This window comes from Pseudomonas sp. S2_A05 (assembly GCF_054668485.1).
Map to the genome: position 1 here is coordinate 3,887,993 of NZ_CP162775.1, position 16,235 is coordinate 3,904,227.

Annotated in this window: 14 protein-coding genes; 8 read left to right on the forward strand and 6 right to left on the reverse strand. The window is 61.3% G+C overall.

The features are described from left to right. Window positions 1-13: 13 nt before the first annotated feature. The gene (locus AB4O12_RS17730; RefSeq protein WP_073475637.1) at window positions 14-910 is read left to right on the forward strand and encodes a cation diffusion facilitator family transporter; all 897 of its coding nucleotides are present in this window, start codon (window positions 14-16) and stop codon (window positions 908-910) included. Here AB4O12_RS17730 and AB4O12_RS17735 read toward each other — a convergent pair. Then, on the reverse strand, window positions 904-1,842 hold the full coding sequence (locus AB4O12_RS17735; RefSeq protein WP_460059281.1) for a DUF6515 family protein: 939 nt from the start codon (window positions 1,840-1,842) through the stop codon (window positions 904-906). The genes AB4O12_RS17730 and AB4O12_RS17735 overlap by 7 nt on opposite strands. Window positions 1,843-2,292: 450 nt before the next feature. Between AB4O12_RS17735 and AB4O12_RS17740 the strand changes: the two genes are divergently transcribed. Beyond that, window positions 2,293-2,772: an Lrp/AsnC family transcriptional regulator gene (locus AB4O12_RS17740; RefSeq protein ID WP_007909658.1), complete on the forward strand. Its 480-nt coding sequence runs from the start codon at window positions 2,293-2,295 to the stop codon at window positions 2,770-2,772. Between the two features lie 675 nt (window positions 2,773-3,447). Further along, entirely contained in the window at window positions 3,448-3,657 is a 210-nt protein-coding gene (locus tag AB4O12_RS17745) for a DUF2788 domain-containing protein (RefSeq protein ID WP_016773053.1), read from the forward strand. Here AB4O12_RS17745 and AB4O12_RS17750 read toward each other — a convergent pair. The 4 genes from AB4O12_RS17750 to AB4O12_RS17765 form a co-directional block, all read right to left on the reverse strand. Continuing rightward, window positions 3,652-4,287: a pseudouridine synthase gene (locus tag AB4O12_RS17750; protein WP_460059284.1), complete on the reverse strand. Its 636-nt coding sequence runs from the start codon at window positions 4,285-4,287 to the stop codon at window positions 3,652-3,654. The genes AB4O12_RS17745 and AB4O12_RS17750 overlap by 6 nt on opposite strands. Window positions 4,288-4,359: 72 nt before the next feature. Further along, window positions 4,360-5,859 (reverse strand): AMP nucleosidase, encoded by a 1,500-nt coding sequence (gene amn, locus AB4O12_RS17755; RefSeq protein ID WP_167351308.1) that lies wholly within the window; start codon window positions 5,857-5,859, stop codon window positions 4,360-4,362. A 192-nt stretch (window positions 5,860-6,051) separates the two neighbouring features. After that, window positions 6,052-7,701 (reverse strand): acyl-CoA dehydrogenase family protein, encoded by a 1,650-nt coding sequence (locus AB4O12_RS17760; RefSeq protein WP_310220061.1) that lies wholly within the window; start codon window positions 7,699-7,701, stop codon window positions 6,052-6,054. A 95-nt stretch (window positions 7,702-7,796) separates the two neighbouring features. Next, window positions 7,797-10,148, reverse strand: a complete 2,352-nt coding sequence (locus tag AB4O12_RS17765; RefSeq protein WP_252876954.1) for a hybrid sensor histidine kinase/response regulator — start codon at window positions 10,146-10,148, stop codon at window positions 7,797-7,799. 475 nt (window positions 10,149-10,623) lie between these two features. Between AB4O12_RS17765 and AB4O12_RS17770 the strand changes: the two genes are divergently transcribed. The 4 genes from AB4O12_RS17770 to AB4O12_RS17785 all read left to right on the forward strand — a co-directional run bounded on the left by AB4O12_RS17770 (window position 10,624) and on the right by AB4O12_RS17785 (window position 14,141). Beyond that, window positions 10,624-11,421, forward strand: coding sequence for a hydroxymethylpyrimidine/phosphomethylpyrimidine kinase (locus AB4O12_RS17770; protein ID WP_007909650.1), 798 nt, complete (start codon window positions 10,624-10,626; stop codon window positions 11,419-11,421). An 18-nt stretch (window positions 11,422-11,439) separates the two neighbouring features. After that, complete coding sequence (thiE, locus tag AB4O12_RS17775) at window positions 11,440-12,063, forward strand: thiamine phosphate synthase (protein WP_041477735.1); 624 nt, start codon at window positions 11,440-11,442, stop codon at window positions 12,061-12,063. A 15-nt stretch (window positions 12,064-12,078) separates the two neighbouring features. Next, window positions 12,079-13,362: a glutamate-1-semialdehyde 2,1-aminomutase gene (gene hemL / locus AB4O12_RS17780; RefSeq protein WP_122610969.1), complete on the forward strand. Its 1,284-nt coding sequence runs from the start codon at window positions 12,079-12,081 to the stop codon at window positions 13,360-13,362. 224 nt (window positions 13,363-13,586) lie between these two features. After that, window positions 13,587-14,141 (forward strand): tetratricopeptide repeat protein, encoded by a 555-nt coding sequence (locus tag AB4O12_RS17785; RefSeq protein WP_041477733.1) that lies wholly within the window; start codon window positions 13,587-13,589, stop codon window positions 14,139-14,141. A 188-nt stretch (window positions 14,142-14,329) separates the two neighbouring features. Here AB4O12_RS17785 and AB4O12_RS17790 read toward each other — a convergent pair whose 3' ends face one another. After that, window positions 14,330-14,659, reverse strand: coding sequence for a DUF1820 family protein (locus AB4O12_RS17790; protein WP_016773045.1), 330 nt, complete (start codon window positions 14,657-14,659; stop codon window positions 14,330-14,332). Window positions 14,660-14,791: 132 nt separating this feature from the next. Here AB4O12_RS17790 and miaB point away from each other — a divergent pair, with 132 nt between their 5' ends. After that, window positions 14,792-16,120 (forward strand): tRNA (N6-isopentenyl adenosine(37)-C2)-methylthiotransferase MiaB, encoded by a 1,329-nt coding sequence (gene miaB / locus AB4O12_RS17795; RefSeq protein ID WP_041477732.1) that lies wholly within the window; start codon window positions 14,792-14,794, stop codon window positions 16,118-16,120. Window positions 16,121-16,235: the final 115 nt, after the last annotated feature.

Sequence of the window (16,235 nt, forward strand, 5' to 3'; positions counted from 1 at the left end):
ACAAGGACGTTCAATGACCTCCAGCCCCGAACACGCCCGCCTGCTGCGGCTGGCGACCCGCGCCTCGGTGGCGGTCGCGTGCACGCTGATCGTCGCCAAAGCGATTGCCTGGTGGCTCAGCGGATCGGTGAGCATGCTCGCCGGCCTCACCGACTCGGCGCTGGATGGCGTCACCTCGATGCTCAATCTGCTGGCGGTGCATTACGCACTGCGTCCGGCGGATGACGATCACCGTTATGGCCACGGCAAAGCCGAATCGCTGGCGGGCATGGCGCAGGCGTTGTTCATCGGTGGCAGCGCGGTGCTGATCGCGTTCCAGGCCTACCAACGCTTGCAGACGCCGGAGCCGCTTGGCGCGCCGTGGCTGAGCATCGGTGTGATCGTGTTTTCCCTGCTGCTGACGGCCGCGCTGCTGATGTTGCAGCACCGGGTGATCAAGCAGACCGGCTCCAACGCCGTGCGCGCCGACTCCCTGCATTACCGTTCGGACCTGCTGCTCAACGGCAGCATCCTGATCGCGCTGGTGTTGGCCGGGATGGGTTTTGCGCAACTGGACGCGTGGTTCGGGCTGGGGATCGCCGTGTACATTTTCTGGAGTGCGATTCAGATCGCCCGGGAAAGTTTTTCGGTGTTGATGGACGAGGAACTGCCAACCGATGTCAGCCAGCACATGCTTGAGCTGGCGTGCAGCGTCCCCGGCGTACTCGGTGCACATGACCTGCGCACGCGGATTTCCGGCAACCACTGGTTCGTGCAATTGCACCTGGAATTGCCGGGCGAACTGACCCTGTCAGTCGCCCATGGCATCAGCGATCAAGCGGCGGCGGCGATTCACAAGGAATATCCGAAGGCCGAGGTGCTGGTGCACGCCGACCCACAGGAAGTGGTGCTCGCCGCCCGCACTCAGTAATTGACTTGGTAACCGCGACTGCTCAGGCAGTTGCCCTGCGCCTGGCGATAAGCCTGAACCACCTCGGGCGCCGGTTGGTAGGTCGCGGTGCGCGGGTCGAAACCGCTTTGCTGCACCGCGTACTGCGAGCACTGGTAACCGTCCTGCTGCACCTGCTGCGGTGACTGGCCGTTGGCCGGGTAGGCTTCGACGTCATAGCGTTGAGATTGTGGTTGCGGCGGTTGCTGCAGCGGCGGCTCGACCACCACGTAATCCTGCGTTGCCTCTTGATAGGCGTAATACGAGCCGGCGGCGAGGAACAGCAGCGAGCCGCCGATCCACACTTCACGGGCGTAATCCGGCAAATACTGGATGCGGATCCCGCGCGGCGGCTGCACGACGATGTAGCGCGGGCCTTGCGGGCGATACCAGTAGCCGCCGGAATAGAAGTAATCCTGACCGCGATACGGCACGCGGTAATCACGATCCGGGAAACGATCGATCACATGGCCCGGACGATATTGCGGGCCAGGCCCCCAGCCATTGCCATGACCGTTCGGCCGTCCCGGCCAGCGGTTGTCATCGGGACGTGGCCGCGTCTGCCATTGCTGATTGTGGTAACCATTCTGCGGGCGCTCGTCGCGGTAGTAACCCTGACGCGGCTCCTGAGTCTGGTGCACGGCGTCGGGTCGCGGCTGGATCGGCAGGTTGTTGCCCGGCTGGCGAGGCGGTTCTGGACGATCATCGACACGGTTGCGGTTCTGCCATTGACCGTCATTGTTATGCGGCTGGCCGTTGTGCTCGAACTGACGGCTGTTGTCGCCACGGATAATCCCGTCGTTCTGCGGCCCGTTGCCCGGCCCGCGATTCTGCGGCTCATCGGCCAGCGCTTGCGCACTGACACCCACACACAGCAAACCAACACCGGCCAGACGCCAGATGCGCGAATTCATGCTTTTCCTCACTGTGGGAGCCTGTCGTTGGCAGGGCTTGTTGCTGAGACTCGAAACAGCCCCATCGGGTTCTGCAACAGGTTATCAGTCGCGCGACTTATTTATTGAGGCGCCAACATGAAATCGCAGGCAAGAAAAAAGGGAGACCCGTCGGCCTCCCTTCTGGAGAACTTCGTCCTGGCTCGACGCTTTTGACGTCGGCTCACCTCACGCTGTCTTCTGGGCAGTGTGCAGCTCGGGGGCCGGCACATCCCCGGTGGGGGTGGCGGCCTCGGCGGGCCTGATTGGGCGGGCCGCGTGGACTGTGTTACCGAGCAGTGATTCTGGTGTTAAGAATAAGCCTGAGGCTGCGACACAGGATTGCGAAAATTGCTCAATTAAACACCGCTTGCGCAATTTTTAACCCTGGATAGATAATCTGCCGCAATAGTTACGACCAAGGACAGATTGATGAGCAAACTTGACCGGTATGACCTGAGTATTTTGGCGGAATTGCAGCGCGACGCCCGTATCTCCAACCAGGAACTGGCCGAACGCATCGGTCTGTCGCCCTCGCCTTGCTCGCGCCGGGTCAAGCAGCTGGAAGACGATGGCTATATTTCGCGCCAGGTTGCGCTGCTCGATCGCAAGATGCTCGGCTTGAGCCTGACCGCGTATGTGCTGATCGGCATGGATCGGCACACCCCCGAGCGCTTCGAGAATTTCGAGGCGGCGATCCGCACATTGCCGCAAGTGCTGGAATGCAGTCTGGTGACCGGAGTGGATGCCGACTACCAGTTGAAAGTGGTGGTGCCGGATATGGATCACTATCAAAAGTTGCTGTTGGGGCATCTGACCCGGATCGAGGGGGTCACCAGCGTGCGGTCGAGTTTTGTGCTGAATCAGGTTTTGAACAGTACTGAACTGCCGCTGACTCATTTGCGTAGCTAAGCAAAAGCCCCTCACCCCAGCCCTCTCCCGGAGGGGAGAGGGAGCCGACCGAGAGATGCTCTAGAAGTACGCCGACCTGAAAGTTCTGTTGTGAATCCATAATCGACTCGATATTCAGGTCGATGTAAGACGCCAGACACCTCGGTCAGTCCCCTCTCCCGGAGGGAGAGGGAGCCGACCTAGAGATGCTCTAGAAGTACGCCGACCTGAAAGTTCTGTTGTGAATCCATAAGCGACTCGATATTTCAGGTCGATGTAAGACGCCAGACACCTCGGTCAGTCCCCTCTCCCGGAGGGAGAGGGAGCCGACCTAGAGATGCTCTAGAAGTACGCCGACCTGAAAGTTCTGTTGTGAATCCATAAGCGACTCGATATTTCAGGTCGATGTAAGACGCCAGACACCTCGGTCAGTCCCCTCTCCCGGAGGGAGAGGGAGCCGACCAAGAGATGCTCTAGAAGTACGCCGACCTGAAAGTTCTGTTGTGAATCCATAATCGACTCGATATTTCAGATCGATGTAAGACGCCAGACACCTCGGTCAGTCCCCTCTCCCCTCCGGGAGAGGGTTAGGGTGAGGGGAACAATTGCGGATCAGACCCAGATCAATGCCACCCCACCGACCATGGCGTATACTCGCCGCCGCCCTTTCAGCCCTGTCCGCGCCGGAGATCGCCAATGGATCCAGCACTGTTCGAAGAGTGGATGATGACCGGTCTGGTCAGCATCCTGATCATTTTCATGGGTTTCATCGTCTGGGATCTGGCGAAGAAGTCCAAGGCCGGGCGGTTCGGCTCGTTCATTCTGTTTTTCGTGCTGGGCCTGGGCGTGGCCGCGTTCATCATCAAGAGTGTGGTGATCGGCCTGATCGAGTCCGGCGCCTTATAAGCGCGCCGGCACTTCCCGCCACTGGCCCTGATCCAGCCCTTCAAGGGTCCAGTCGCCAATCCTGACTCGCACCAGACGCAACGTCGGCAGCCCGACCGCCGCCGTCATGCGCCGCACCTGACGGTTGCGCCCTTCGCGAATCACCAGTTCCAGCCACGAAGTCGGTATGGTCGCGCGAAAGCGTACCGGCGGATTGCGCGGCCACAACTGCGGCTCAGCCAGTTGCCGCGCTTGGGCGGGCAGAGTCATGCCGTCATTCAGCTCGACGCCATCACGCAGGCGCTGCAACTGCTCAGCCGTCGGCTCGCCCTCCACCTGCACCCAATAGGTCTTCGCCAGTTTGTGTTTCGGATCGGCGATGCGCGCCTGCAACTGGCCGTCGTTGGTCAGCAGCAACAAACCTTCGCTGTCGCGATCCAGACGTCCGGCCGGATAAATCCCCGGCACATCGATGTAATCCTTGAGCGTCGTCCGCCCCTCACCGTCGCTGAACTGCGTCAGCACATCGAAGGGTTTGTTGAACAGGATCAGCTTCGGCTCAGCCGGTGGTGCTTTTGCGACACGGCGTGGCGAGGACGATTGCGGCTTCACACCGGGACGGCGCGAAGGTGGACGCGGGGGACGGGACATAAGAGACAGAACATTTAGCGGTCAGGGCTGACAATGCTAGTGCCCCGACCACCAAATGACCACGACTAACCGTTAACGGAACGGCGGCTCGTCGAAGCTGCGCAGTTTGCGCGAGTGCAGCGAGTTGAGTTCGGTACGCAGCAGATCCACCGCTTCGATGCCGATTTTCAAATGCTGGCTGACCGCGCGTTCATAGAAGGCGTTGGCCGAGCCCGGCAGTTTGATTTCGCTGTGCAGTGGTTTGTCCGAGACACAGAGCAGCGTGCCGTACGGCACCCGCAAGCGATAACCCTGCGCTGCGATCGTGCCGCTTTCCATGTCCACCGCAACCGCGCGGGACAGGTTGATCAGCGGCCGCTCCTGAGCCCAGCGCAGTTCCCAGTTGCGGTCGTCGTAGGTCAGGACCGTGCCGGTGCGCAGGCGTTTTTTCAGGTCGTCGCCCTTCTCGCCGGTGACATTCGCCGCCGCCTGCTGCAGAGCAAGCTGCACTTCGGCCAGTGCCGGGATGGGAATATTCGGCGGCACCACACGATCAAGAATGCCGTCGCGGCGCATGTAGGCGTGGGCCAGCACGTAATCGCCGATGGTCTGCGACTGACGCAGGCCACCGCAGTGGCCGATCATCAGCCAGCAATGCGGGCGCAGCACGGCCAAGTGATCGGTGATGTTCTTGGCGTTGGACGGGCCGACGCCGATGTTCACCAGTGTGACGCCGTGGCCATCGTTGGCGATCAGGTGATAGGCCGGCATCTGGTAACGGTGCCAGACCACGCCGGCGGCAATCGCCGAGGCTTCGCCGTGATCCATGCTCTTCTCGATGATCACGTTGCCCGGCAGGACCATGCGCACGAAACGCGGATCGCGGCGCAACTGCTCCAGACCATGAACGATGAACTGATCGACGTAGCGATGGTAGTTGGTCAGCAGAATCCACGGCTGCACATGGCGCCAGTCGCTGCCGGTGTAATGCACCAGACGGCGCAGCGAGAAGTCCACGCGCGCCGCATCGAACAGCGCCAGTGGCAGCGGATCGGTGTTTTCCCAGTCGTAGAGGCCGTCGGCAATGCCATCGGTCGCGGCGGACAGATCGGTACTCGGGAACACCCGCGCCAGCACCGCCGCGGTGACACCGGAACCGGCCAGTTCATCGCCCTGCTCGACCACATACGGATACGGAATGTTCTGCTGGCTGACGCCGACTTCGACGGTCACGGTGAAGTCGTGCATCAACGGCGTCAGTTGTTCGAGCAGGTATTTGCGAAACGCCGCCGGGTGAGTGACGGTGACGCTGTAAGTACCGGGCAACTGCACCTTGGCGTAAGCGCGGGTGGTCTGCGGCACTTCGCCCTGGCAGTGGTAGGTCAGACGCAGTTCGGGATAACGAAACAGGGCACGCTGTTCGGCGTCGGGTTCGACGCGGTCCTTGAGGTAACGCTTGAGGGCAGAATTCAGCGCAGTGGTGGCCCGCTCATGCAGCTCGGCCAGACGATCCACGGCTTGTTCGGCGGTTTGAACGACAATAAACGCTTCGGTCACGATCAGCTTCCTGTGTTCTGACTTGCAGAGCTTCATCTTGCCTGCATCGTGGTCGCACGGGAACAGTGGCGTTGTGGGTGTACCGAAATCTTTCAGGTAACCCGAATCCCTGTGGGAGCTGGCTTGCCAGCGATGAGGCCGTCACATTCAACATCGATGTTGACTGACAGACCGCCATCGCTGGCAAGCCAGCTCCCACAGGGTTTTGTGGTGTCGGGAAAATTGCGGTCAGAAAAGCTGTGGAGTCGAGCGCGCGACGATGGCTTCGACGTCCAGCCCACGCGGCAACGCGCCGTAGACGCGACCTCCACCGCTCAGACGGCTGGCAATGAAGGCATCACTGACCACCGAGTTGCCCGCCTCGAGCAACAGCTTGGCCTGCAAACCGAGCGCAATGTCCTCGGTCAACTGCCGCGCCCGATACTGAATATCACTGGTGTCCTTGAATTGCGCCTGCAACTGCTGGATATGCGCAGCCAGACGCTTGTCGCCATGGCCGTCGCCCAGTTCGCTGAACAGCACATCGAGCACGCCCGGTTCTTTTGACAATGCGCGCAGCACGTCGAGACATTGCACATTCCCCGACCCTTCCCACGTCGAATTCACCGGCGCTTCGCGGTACAGACGCGGCAGGATGCTGTCTTCGACATAACCGGCGCCGCCCATGCATTCGGCGGCTTCGTTGATCATTCCTGGCGCACGTTTGCAGATCCAGTATTTGCCCACCGCCGTCACCAGCCGCGCGAATTGCGCTTCGTGGCGATCATCCAGATGATCGAGCGCCTTGCCCATGCGCAGACTCAGGGCCAGCGCGGCTTCGCTCTCCAGCGCCAGATCGGCCAGCACGTTTTGCATCAGCGGCTGCTCGCTGAGCAGTTTGCCGCCGACCTTGCGGTGCGCGCAGTGATGACTGGCCTGGGTCAGCGCCTGACGCATCAGCGAGCTGGAGCCGACCATGCAATCGAAGCGGGTCATCGCCACCATTTCGATAATGGTCGGCACGCCGCGCCCTTCTTCGCCGATCATCCACGCCAGCGCCCCACGAAACTCCACTTCGCTGGAGGCGTTGGACTGGTTGCCGAGTTTGTTTTTCAGACGCTGGATGTAGAACTGATTGCGCGTGTCGTCCGGGCGATGGCGCGGCAGCAGGAAGCAACTCAAGCCCTTGTCGGTTTGCGCCAATGTCAGGAAGGCGTCGCACATCGGCGCCGAGCAGAACCACTTGTGCCCGACCAGTTCATAGGCCTGACCCGGGCCGCTGGCGCCGACCGGATAGGCTTTGGTGGTGTTGGCGCGCACATCGGTGCCGCCCTGCTTCTCGGTCATCGCCATGCCGATGGTCACGCCGGCCTTGTGCGCCATGCCGACGTTGCGCGGGTCGTAGTCGGTGGCGAGGACTTTCGGCAGCCACTGTTCGGCCAGGTCCGGCTGCAAGCGCAGGGCCGGCACGCTGGCGAAAGTCATGGTCAACGGGCAACCACTGCCGGCCTCGGCCTGGCTGTGCAGATAGGTCATCGACGCGCGGGCGACATGTGCGCCGTCCTGCGGGTGCGCCCACGGCAGCGAGGTCAGGCCATGCTCGATCGCCGTGCGCATCAGCTCGTGGTAGGCAGGGTGAAATTCGACCAGATCGATGCGGTGACCGTAGCGATCATGGCTGGCAAACACCGGTTTGTTCTGGTTGGCGAGAAACCCCGCTTCCATCAAAGGCCCACCCGCGAGTGCGCCATAGGCATCGATGCGCGACTCGGCCCAATCGGCGCCAAAACGCCGCGACCACTCTTGCAGCGGCAGGTCGATGCGGTACAGGTTGGTGCCATCCAGCGACGGCGGCTGATTGGTGACTTCGTGGGTTTCGGCGAACTGATGCAGGTTCATGACGGCGCTCCGTGTTCAGCAATGGCACCAGTTAAGCACTGGTGCTTTTTTGAACAAAGTGTCATAGACGCCGTTTTTGCGGCGCTTTTACCCCATCAGCAACTGAGCACGCGGCGCTGTAATGCAGCCTGCAGATCCTCGAATTTGACCGGTTTGTGCAGATAGTCGATAGGCGCGCCCGGGGCGCATTGCTCGCGATCCGCACCCAGCGCCAGCATGAATACCGGCAAGTGCGCACAGCCCGGCAATGCATGGATCTGGCAGCACAGCGATGCGCCTTCGTGGCGGGGCAACTGGCAATCGATCAGCACCGCATCGAAGCTTTCCCGTTGCAGGCAGTCCAGCGCGGCGGCGCCGTTGTCAGCGCTGCGCACGCGGAAACCGAGCTTGAGCAACATGCCACGCATGACCAGTTGATTGACGCTGTTGTCGTCCACCAGCAGCACCGTGCAGTCCTGCGGCGCACGAATGCAATCGCGGGTCGGCTGATCCGCAGGCGCTTCGATCACCGGCAGTTCGAATTCGACATCGAGCTGGAAGCGGCTGCCGCGTCCCGGCTCGGAACGATGGGTGAGTTTGCCGCCGAGCAATTCGACCAGCTGCCGACAGATCGCCAGCCCCACCCCCAGGCCGCCGTATTCGCGAGTCATCGAACCATCGAGCTGGAAGAAACGCTGATACAGGGTCGCCTCGCCCAGATCAGTGAAACCGATACCGGTGTCGATCACCGCAAACGACAGCGCCATGCGCTCATCCGCCGACGGCCGCCCGGTAACGCGCAGTGCCAGCCCGCCGACGCGGGTGAACTTGATCGCATTGTCCAGCAGGCATTCCAGGCACTGCGCCAGTTTCGCGCTGTCGCCGAGCAAGCGATCCGGCAGGGTCGGCAGCACCTCGACCTTGAAGTCCAGCGACTTGCTCGCTGCATTACCTTCGAACTGCACGCGCAACGCCTCGACCACTGCGCGCAGGCTGAAACTGCCCGGCGTCGCCTTGAGTTTGCCGGCCTGCAATTCAGTGAGCGTGAGGATGCCATTGACCATGCGCATCATGTCGCGAGCAGAACCGGCGGCGGTTTGTTGATATTGCTCAAGCTCGGGATCGAGGTCGACGGTCTGCATCAGTTCCAGCGAACCGATCACGCCGTTCATCGGCGTGCGCAGTTCGTGGGTCAACGTCGCGAGGAATTCATCCTTGAGCTTGTTGCTGTGGGCCAGTTGCTGGTTGAGCACTTCGAGTTTCTGCCCGGCGTCGAACAAGGTCTGCGCCTGTTGTTCGCGCATCGCGTTGATGCGGTCGGCCAGCGCCAGCGACAGCAGCGCCACCTCGATGGCCGAACCGATCTGGCTGGCGTACATGGTCAGGAACACGTTGGGCAGCAGGCCCAGCACCATCAGCGTATTGACGATGCCGCCGAGCAGGAACGCCGACCAGGCGATGATGAAGTAACGCGCCACACGCAGGCCGCGCCACCAGGCAAGAATCCCGGCGGCAAAGATCACCACGGTGAAGGTCAGCGCCAGTGTGGTCGCCAGGCGCAGGGCCAGGGCGTAACTGGTCATCAGCGACAGGCCGATCACCAGCGCACTGAAGGCAATCAGGCCGATCAGCAAGCGATCCAGCCAGGGGCTGTGGGTCTTGGTCTGCAGGAAACTGCGGGCGAACTGGCTGCCGAACAGACCGGCGCAACCGATGAAGAACGGTGTCGCGGCGTTGGCCCACCATGGGTTGTCCGGCCAGAAATACTCGACCGCCGCGCCATTGACCGACAATTGATAGAGGCCGAACGAGCCGATATAGAAGATGTAATAGAGGTAACTGGTGTCGCGCACGCTCAAGTAGATGAACAGGTTGTAGACCAGCATCCCCAGCAGCACGCCATAAATGATGCCGAGTACATACAGGCGCACCGGTTGGTCTTCGAGGTATGCGCTGCTCGACCACAACGTCACCGGCGCCTGGATCGAGCCTTCGCTGGCCAGTCGCAGGTACAGCGTCTGCTGTTGATCCGGTTTGAAGGGAAGGTCGAACAGGTAGTTGTTCTGGCGGATCTCGCGACTGGCGAAGGGCAAGGCATCGCCGGTCTGGCGCACCAGCCGGTATTCGCCGTTGGCGCCAGGCAAGTACAGATCGAGGTGATCAAGCGGCGGATACGCCAGTTCCAGCAGCCAGGTGCGCTGGGCGGCCGGGTTGCTCGGGCGGTAATGCAGGTCGATCTTCAGCCAGAACGCCGAACGCGAGTAACCGGCGTTGAGCGTGGCTTTGTCGTGGGCTTTGAACTGGCCGGCGGCGTCTTGCGCGCGGACGTCGGCAATCGTCGCCTGACCGCTCGGGTCTTCGAACACTTGCAGCGATCGGCCCAGTGGCAGGCTCTGGGTGAATTCGTCGAATTCGACAGCGCTCGCCATGAGGGGCAAGCAGAACAGCAACATCAGCAAATAGCGCATTGAAGCCCCAGCGTGGCTCGTCCGGTTGTGTCAGGAAGCCCCCCATTCCCTTTGAGTAGACGTAAAACCGGTATTACCTGTGATTGTTTGGATCCAGCCTAGCATAGCCGTTGATGGCCATTGAGCACCATGGAAATTTTTCCTACAACGGCTCTAGAACGGGCGTTCCAGGGCAAAGCACCGAGATAGAGCTGTTGGGTTGGTCAACTCGCGACGACAGCCTCCTTGATAGATGACCAATTGTGGCGAGGGGATTTATCCCCGTTCGGCTGCGAAGCAGTCGCCAGTCCATCCAGCGAGGTGTGTCAGAAAGAACCGGATTGCAGGGTTTGGGGCCGCTTCGCAGCCCAACGGGGATAAATCCCCTCGCCACAAATGTGCTCCAAATAAAGACTGCGGGGTTGTCCGACAATCTGCTCGCAAACACCGTGAGTACTGAACCCCAAAATCAGCTTTGGTGGTAAGCTCGCGCACCATGAATATCTACAGCTCCCGCCCCGTTGTCCTCTGTCTCTCCGGCCACGACCCCAGTGGTGGCGCCGGCTTGCAGGCAGATATCGAAGCCTTGCTCGCGCAGGGTTGCCATGCGGCTCCGGCCGTCACCGCCCTGACCGTGCAAGACACCGTCAACGTCACTGACTTCCGCGTCCTCGACCGTGAGTGGGTACTGGCCCAGGCCAACGCCGTGCTCAACGATTCCGAAGTCGCCGCAGTGAAACTGGGCATGCTCGGTTCGCTGGAGATGGTCGACACGGTCGTCGAACTGCTCTCGGCGCACCCGCATCTGCCGGTGGTCTGCGACCCGGTGCTGCGTGCCGGCGGCGGCGGACGCCTGGGCAAGGACGAGGTCGGCTATGCGATGCGCGAGCGTCTGCTGCCGCTGTCGATCATTGCTACCCCCAATCTTCCTGAAGCGCGCATCCTCGCCGAACTGCCCGAAGGCACGGCCGACGAGTGCGCAGAAAAACTCCTGCCATTCGTCAAAAACCTGCTGATCACCGGCGGCCATGGCGACGAAACTGAAATCCACAACCGCGTGTACAGCCGCGACGGCCTGCGCGAAACCTTTATCTGCCAGCGCCTGCCGGGCAGCTATCACGGCTCCGGTTGTACGCTGGCCAGCGCCCTCGCCGGTCGCCTGGCTCAGGGCGAACACCTGGCCAGTGCCGTGCGCAGTGCGCTGGATTACACCTGGCGCACTTTGCGCGATGCCGAACAACTGGGCAAAGGCCAGTTCGTGCCGCGTCGCCTGCCGCTGGATTTCTGCTCGTAACGTCGTGAGGTCTGCCCGATGAAACTACGTGGCCTGTATGCCATTACCGACAGCCAGTTGCTGGCCGGCAAGTTTCTGTCTTACGTGGAGGCGGCGCTCGACGGCGGCGTCACCCTGCTGCAATACCGCGACAAGAGCAGCGACGAGGCCCGCCGTCTGCGCGAGGCCGAAACGCTGCGCAACTTGTGCGAGCGCTATAAAACGCAGCTGATCATCAACGATGACGCCGAACTGGCCGCGCGCCTCAACGTCGGCGTGCACTTGGGCCAGACCGATGGCCCGCTGTCGCCGACCCGCGCCCTGCTCGGCTCGAAAGCCATCATCGGTTCGACTTGTCACGGGCAAATCGCCCTGGCCGAACAAGCCGCTAAAGAAGGTGCGAGTTATGTCGCCTTCGGCCGCTTCTTCAATTCCACCACCAAACCCGGTGCGCCGAGTTGCAGCCTCGACTTGCTCGACGAAGCCAAGCGCACGCTGCACTTGCCGGTCTGCGCGATTGGCGGGATCACCCTCGATAACGCCGCGCCACTGGTCGAGCACGGTGTCGATCTGCTCGCCGTGATCCACGGTTTGTTCGGCGCCGAGAGCAGCGCCGAAGTGACCCGTCGCGCCCGCGCCTTCAACGAACTTCTGAAAATCTGATTTGAGAGCCCGATCATGTCTCGTTCCGAAACCCTGTTTGCCAATGCTCAAAAACACATCCCCGGCGGCGTCAACTCGCCGGTGCGCGCGTTCAAGAGCGTTGGCGGCACCCCGCTGTTCTTCAAACACGCCGAAGGCGCTTACGTCACCGACGAAGATGACAAGCGTTATGTCGATTACGTGGGTTCGTGGGGGCCGATGATCCTTGGCCACAGCCATCCGGACGTGCTCGACGCGGTGCGCAATCAGCTGCAACACGGCCTGTCCTACGGCGCACCGACGTCGATGGAAACCGAGATGGCCGATCTGGTCTGCTCGCTGGTGCCGTCGATGGAGATGGTGCGCATGGTCAGCTCCGGCACCGAAGCGACCATGAGCGCGATCCGACTGGCCCGTGGTTACACCGGTCGCGACAGCATCATCAAATTCGAAGGCTGCTACCACGGCCACTCCGACAGCCTGCTGGTCAAGGCCGGTTCCGGCGCTCTGACCCAGGGCGTACCGAGCTCGGCCGGCGTGCCTGCAGCGTTCGCCAAACACACCCTGACCCTGCCGTTCAACGACATCGACGCGGTTGAAGCGATGCTCGCCGAAGTGGGCGAGGACGTGGCGTGCATCATCGTCGAGCCGGTCGCCGGCAACATGAACTGCGTGCCGCCGGCGCCAGGCTTCCTCGAAGGTTTGCGTTCGCTGTGCGACAAGCATGGTGTGGTGCTGATTTTCGACGAAGTGATGACCGGTTTCCGCGTCGCCCTCGGCGGTGCCCAGGCGCACTACGGCGTGACGCCGGACCTGACCACGTTCGGCAAGATCATCGGCGGCGGTATGCCGGTGGGCTGCTTCGGTGGCAAGCGCGAGATCATGCAGCGCATCGCCCCGCTCGGTCCGGTGTATCAGGCAGGTACGTTGTCGGGTAATCCGCTGGCGATGGCTGCCGGCCTGACGACCTTGCGTCTGATCAGCCGCCCGGGTTTCCACGCCGAATTGACCGACTACACCGCGCGCATGCTCGACGGTCTGCAACAGCGTGCCGATGCTGCGGGCATCCCGTTCGTGACCACCCAGGCCGGCGGCATGTTCGGTCTGTACTTCAGCGGCGCCGATGACATCGTCACCTTCGACGACGTGATGGCCAGCGACGCAGCAATGTTCGGTCGCTTCTTCCACCTGATGCTGGAAGGTGGCGTGTACCTGGCGCCGAGCGCTTTCGAAGCCGGTTTCACCTCGATCGCCCATGGCGAAGCCGAGTTGCAACTGACACTGGACGCCGCCGAGCGCGCCTTCGCCGCATTGAAATAATCGCCGTACCGCTGACGTTGGCTATGGCCAGCGTCAGCTTTCGCCTACATCCGCTCGGTTTTTCCGACGTGCCTGCGAAAATCCTGCCCGAATCGGGCGATATATTCCCCACGCAGCAGAAAAACGAGTAAAGACTTTGTAAGGTTGGCCCTGCTTATTTCATAATGCGCGCTTATTGGATCCCTCGACGGGTCCGCGTGCCCTTCAGAGGTAAGTCGATTCCCATGAACCGCACCGGCCGCACCCTTGCATTGGGCTGCCTGTTGCTCCTTCAGCCCCTGCTCGCGCATGCACAAGCAGGCGGCAACTCGTTGTTGATCCCGGCGATGGGTCGTTGCACCCTCAATACTCAGCCGCAAGACGTCACGCAGGCACTGGCCGCCTGCCAGAAAGCGGCGGACGAAGGGGACGCGCAAGCGCAATACGAGTTGGGTGAGTTCTACTACGACGGCAAGAACGCGCCGCGCGACCTCAATCAAGCCCTGAGCTATTTCGAAAAGGCCTCGTTGCAAGGCCACGCCCAGGCGCAATACAAGCTCGGCAGCATGTTCTTCCACGGTGAAGGTGTGCAGGCCAACAATATCCAGGCCTACATCGTGCTGAAGATGGCAGCGGTCAACGGTGCCGAAGAGGCGCTGGACACGGCCGACGAAGTCTCGGAAAAGATGTCCCGCGAAGATCTCGAAACCGCCACTCAGGTGCTCGGGCAGATTTTCCGCAAATACCTGATGGAACTGCAGAACGCCGATGGGCGTACGCCATTCTCACCATTGCCCTAAAGGCTGCGGAGATTACCTGTGGCGAGGGGATTTATCCCCGCTGGGCTGCGAAGCGGCCCCAAAACCTGCAACCCGATTCTGTCTGACACACCTTACTGAATGGAGCTGCGACTGCTTCGCAGCCCAACGGGGCGGTGCGACGTTTCGCTCCCCCTCACCACAAACTCATCCCAATCCAGAATCCGCTGTTACTTCTCAGGCATCGGCATCGGAAACGGCATGACATTGCCGACCGCGCCACGGGCTTCGCTGATTTTCGGTGTACCCAGACGTTCGACCTCATCGATGCGCACGATCGAATGCATCGGCACAAAGCTGCGCACCACGCCTTCGAACTGCGCCTTGAGCTTTTCTTCGCTCGGATCGACGACCATTTGCGTACGCTCGCCAAAGACGAATTCTTCAACTTCCAGGAAACCCCACAGATCACTTTGATAGATCTGCTTGGCGTACATTTCGAACACCTGGCCCTGGTTGAGGAAAATCACCTTGTAGATTGGAGCTTCGCGTTTGGTCATGGCGGGCGGATAACATCGGGGTAAAAATGAGGGCGCGAACTATAGCATAGCCACCGGACGCACAGCGGTAGGAACCTGACGGCTTGTTCCCTATAATGCGCGGTTCTTTGAATCACGTGACGACCCGAATCCATGGCCAAGAAGCTTTACATCGAAACCCACGGTTGCCAGATGAACGAGTACGACAGCTCGCGCATGGTCGATCTGCTGGGCGAACATCAGGCCCTGGAAGTCACCGCCCGCGCGGAAGACGCCGACGTGATTCTGCTCAACACCTGCTCGATCCGCGAACGCGCGCAAGACCGCGTGTATTCGCAGCTCGGCCGCTGGCGCGAACTGAAGCTGGCCAACCCGGACATGGTCATCGCTGTCGGCGGTTGCGTGGCCAGTCAGGAAGGCGCGGCGATCCGCGATCGCGCTCCCTACGTTGACGTGGTGTTCGGCCCGCAGACCCTGCACCGTCTGCCGGAAATGATCGACGCCGCGCGCAGCAGCAAGCTGCCGCAAGTCGACGTCTCGTTCCCGGAAATCGAAAAATTCGACCACCTGCCCGAGCCGCGTATCGACGGCCCGAGCGCTTATGTGTCAGTGATGGAAGGTTGCAGCAAGTACTGCACGTTCTGCGTGGTGCCGTATACCCGTGGTGAAGAAGTCAGCCGGCCGTTCGACGACGTGATCGCGGAAATCATTCACCTTGCCGAACACGGCGTGCGTGAAGTGACGTTGCTCGGGCAGAACGTCAACGGCTATCGCGGCCAGACCCACGACGGTCGCCTGGCCGACCTGGCCGAACTGATCCGCGTGGTCGCCGCTGTCGATGGCATCGACCGCATCCGCTACACCACGTCGCACCCGCTGGAGTTCTCCGACAGCCTGATCCAGGCCCACGCCGAAGTGCCGGAGCTGGTCAAGCACCTGCACTTGCCGGTGCAGTCGGGCTCGGATCGGATTCTCGCGGCGATGAAGCGCAACCACACGGCGCTGGAGTACAAATCCAAGCTGCGCAAATTGCGCGCTGCCGTGCCGGGGATCTGCATCAGTTCGGACTTCATCGTCGGCTTCCCCGGTGAAACCGAGAAAGACTTCGAGCAGACCATGAAGCTGATTGCCGATGTCGGCTTCGATTTCTCCTACTCGTTCGTCTACAGCCAGCGCCCGGGCACGCCCGCTGCCGATCTGGCCGATGACACACCGGAAGAATTGAAGAAAGAACGTCTGAACGCGCTGCAACATCGTCTGAATCAGCAGGGCTTCGAGATCAGCCGACAAATGGTCGGCTCGATCCAGCGCATTCTGGTGACCGATTATTCGAAGAAAGACCCGGGCGAGCTCCAGGGCCGCACCGAGAATAATCGTATCGTCAACTTCCGCTGCGACAATCCCACCCTGATCGGCCAGTTCGCCGATGTGCACATCGACGCCGCGCAACCGCACTCGCTGCGTGGTTCGCTGGTTCAATAACACCATCGCATTGTGGATGGGGCTTCTGTGGTGAGGGGATTTATCCCCGATGGTTGGCGCAGCCGACCCAAAACCTGCACTCCGGGTGATCTGATACACCTCTGATAATGGTTTC

Coding starts and splice junctions, on each gene's coding strand:
- AB4O12_RS17730 (WP_073475637.1), top strand. CDS start 14: ATGACCTCCAGCCCCGAACACGCCCGCCTGCTGCGGCTGGCGACCCGC.
- AB4O12_RS17735 (WP_460059281.1), bottom strand. CDS start 1,842: ATGAATTCGCGCATCTGGCGTCTGGCCGGTGTTGGTTTGCTGTGTGTG.
- AB4O12_RS17740 (WP_007909658.1), top strand. CDS start 2,293: ATGAGCAAACTTGACCGGTATGACCTGAGTATTTTGGCGGAATTGCAG.
- AB4O12_RS17745 (WP_016773053.1), top strand. CDS start 3,448: ATGGATCCAGCACTGTTCGAAGAGTGGATGATGACCGGTCTGGTCAGC.
- AB4O12_RS17750 (WP_460059284.1), bottom strand. CDS start 4,287: ATGTCCCGTCCCCCGCGTCCACCTTCGCGCCGTCCCGGTGTGAAGCCG.
- amn (WP_167351308.1), bottom strand. CDS start 5,859: ATGAAGCTCTGCAAGTCAGAACACAGGAAGCTGATCGTGACCGAAGCG.
- AB4O12_RS17760 (WP_310220061.1), bottom strand. CDS start 7,701: ATGAACCTGCATCAGTTCGCCGAAACCCACGAAGTCACCAATCAGCCG.
- AB4O12_RS17765 (WP_252876954.1), bottom strand. CDS start 10,148: ATGCGCTATTTGCTGATGTTGCTGTTCTGCTTGCCCCTCATGGCGAGC.
- AB4O12_RS17770 (WP_007909650.1), top strand. CDS start 10,624: ATGAATATCTACAGCTCCCGCCCCGTTGTCCTCTGTCTCTCCGGCCAC.
- thiE (WP_041477735.1), top strand. CDS start 11,440: ATGAAACTACGTGGCCTGTATGCCATTACCGACAGCCAGTTGCTGGCC.
- hemL (WP_122610969.1), top strand. CDS start 12,079: ATGTCTCGTTCCGAAACCCTGTTTGCCAATGCTCAAAAACACATCCCC.
- AB4O12_RS17785 (WP_041477733.1), top strand. CDS start 13,587: ATGAACCGCACCGGCCGCACCCTTGCATTGGGCTGCCTGTTGCTCCTT.
- AB4O12_RS17790 (WP_016773045.1), bottom strand. CDS start 14,659: ATGACCAAACGCGAAGCTCCAATCTACAAGGTGATTTTCCTCAACCAG.
- miaB (WP_041477732.1), top strand. CDS start 14,792: ATGGCCAAGAAGCTTTACATCGAAACCCACGGTTGCCAGATGAACGAG.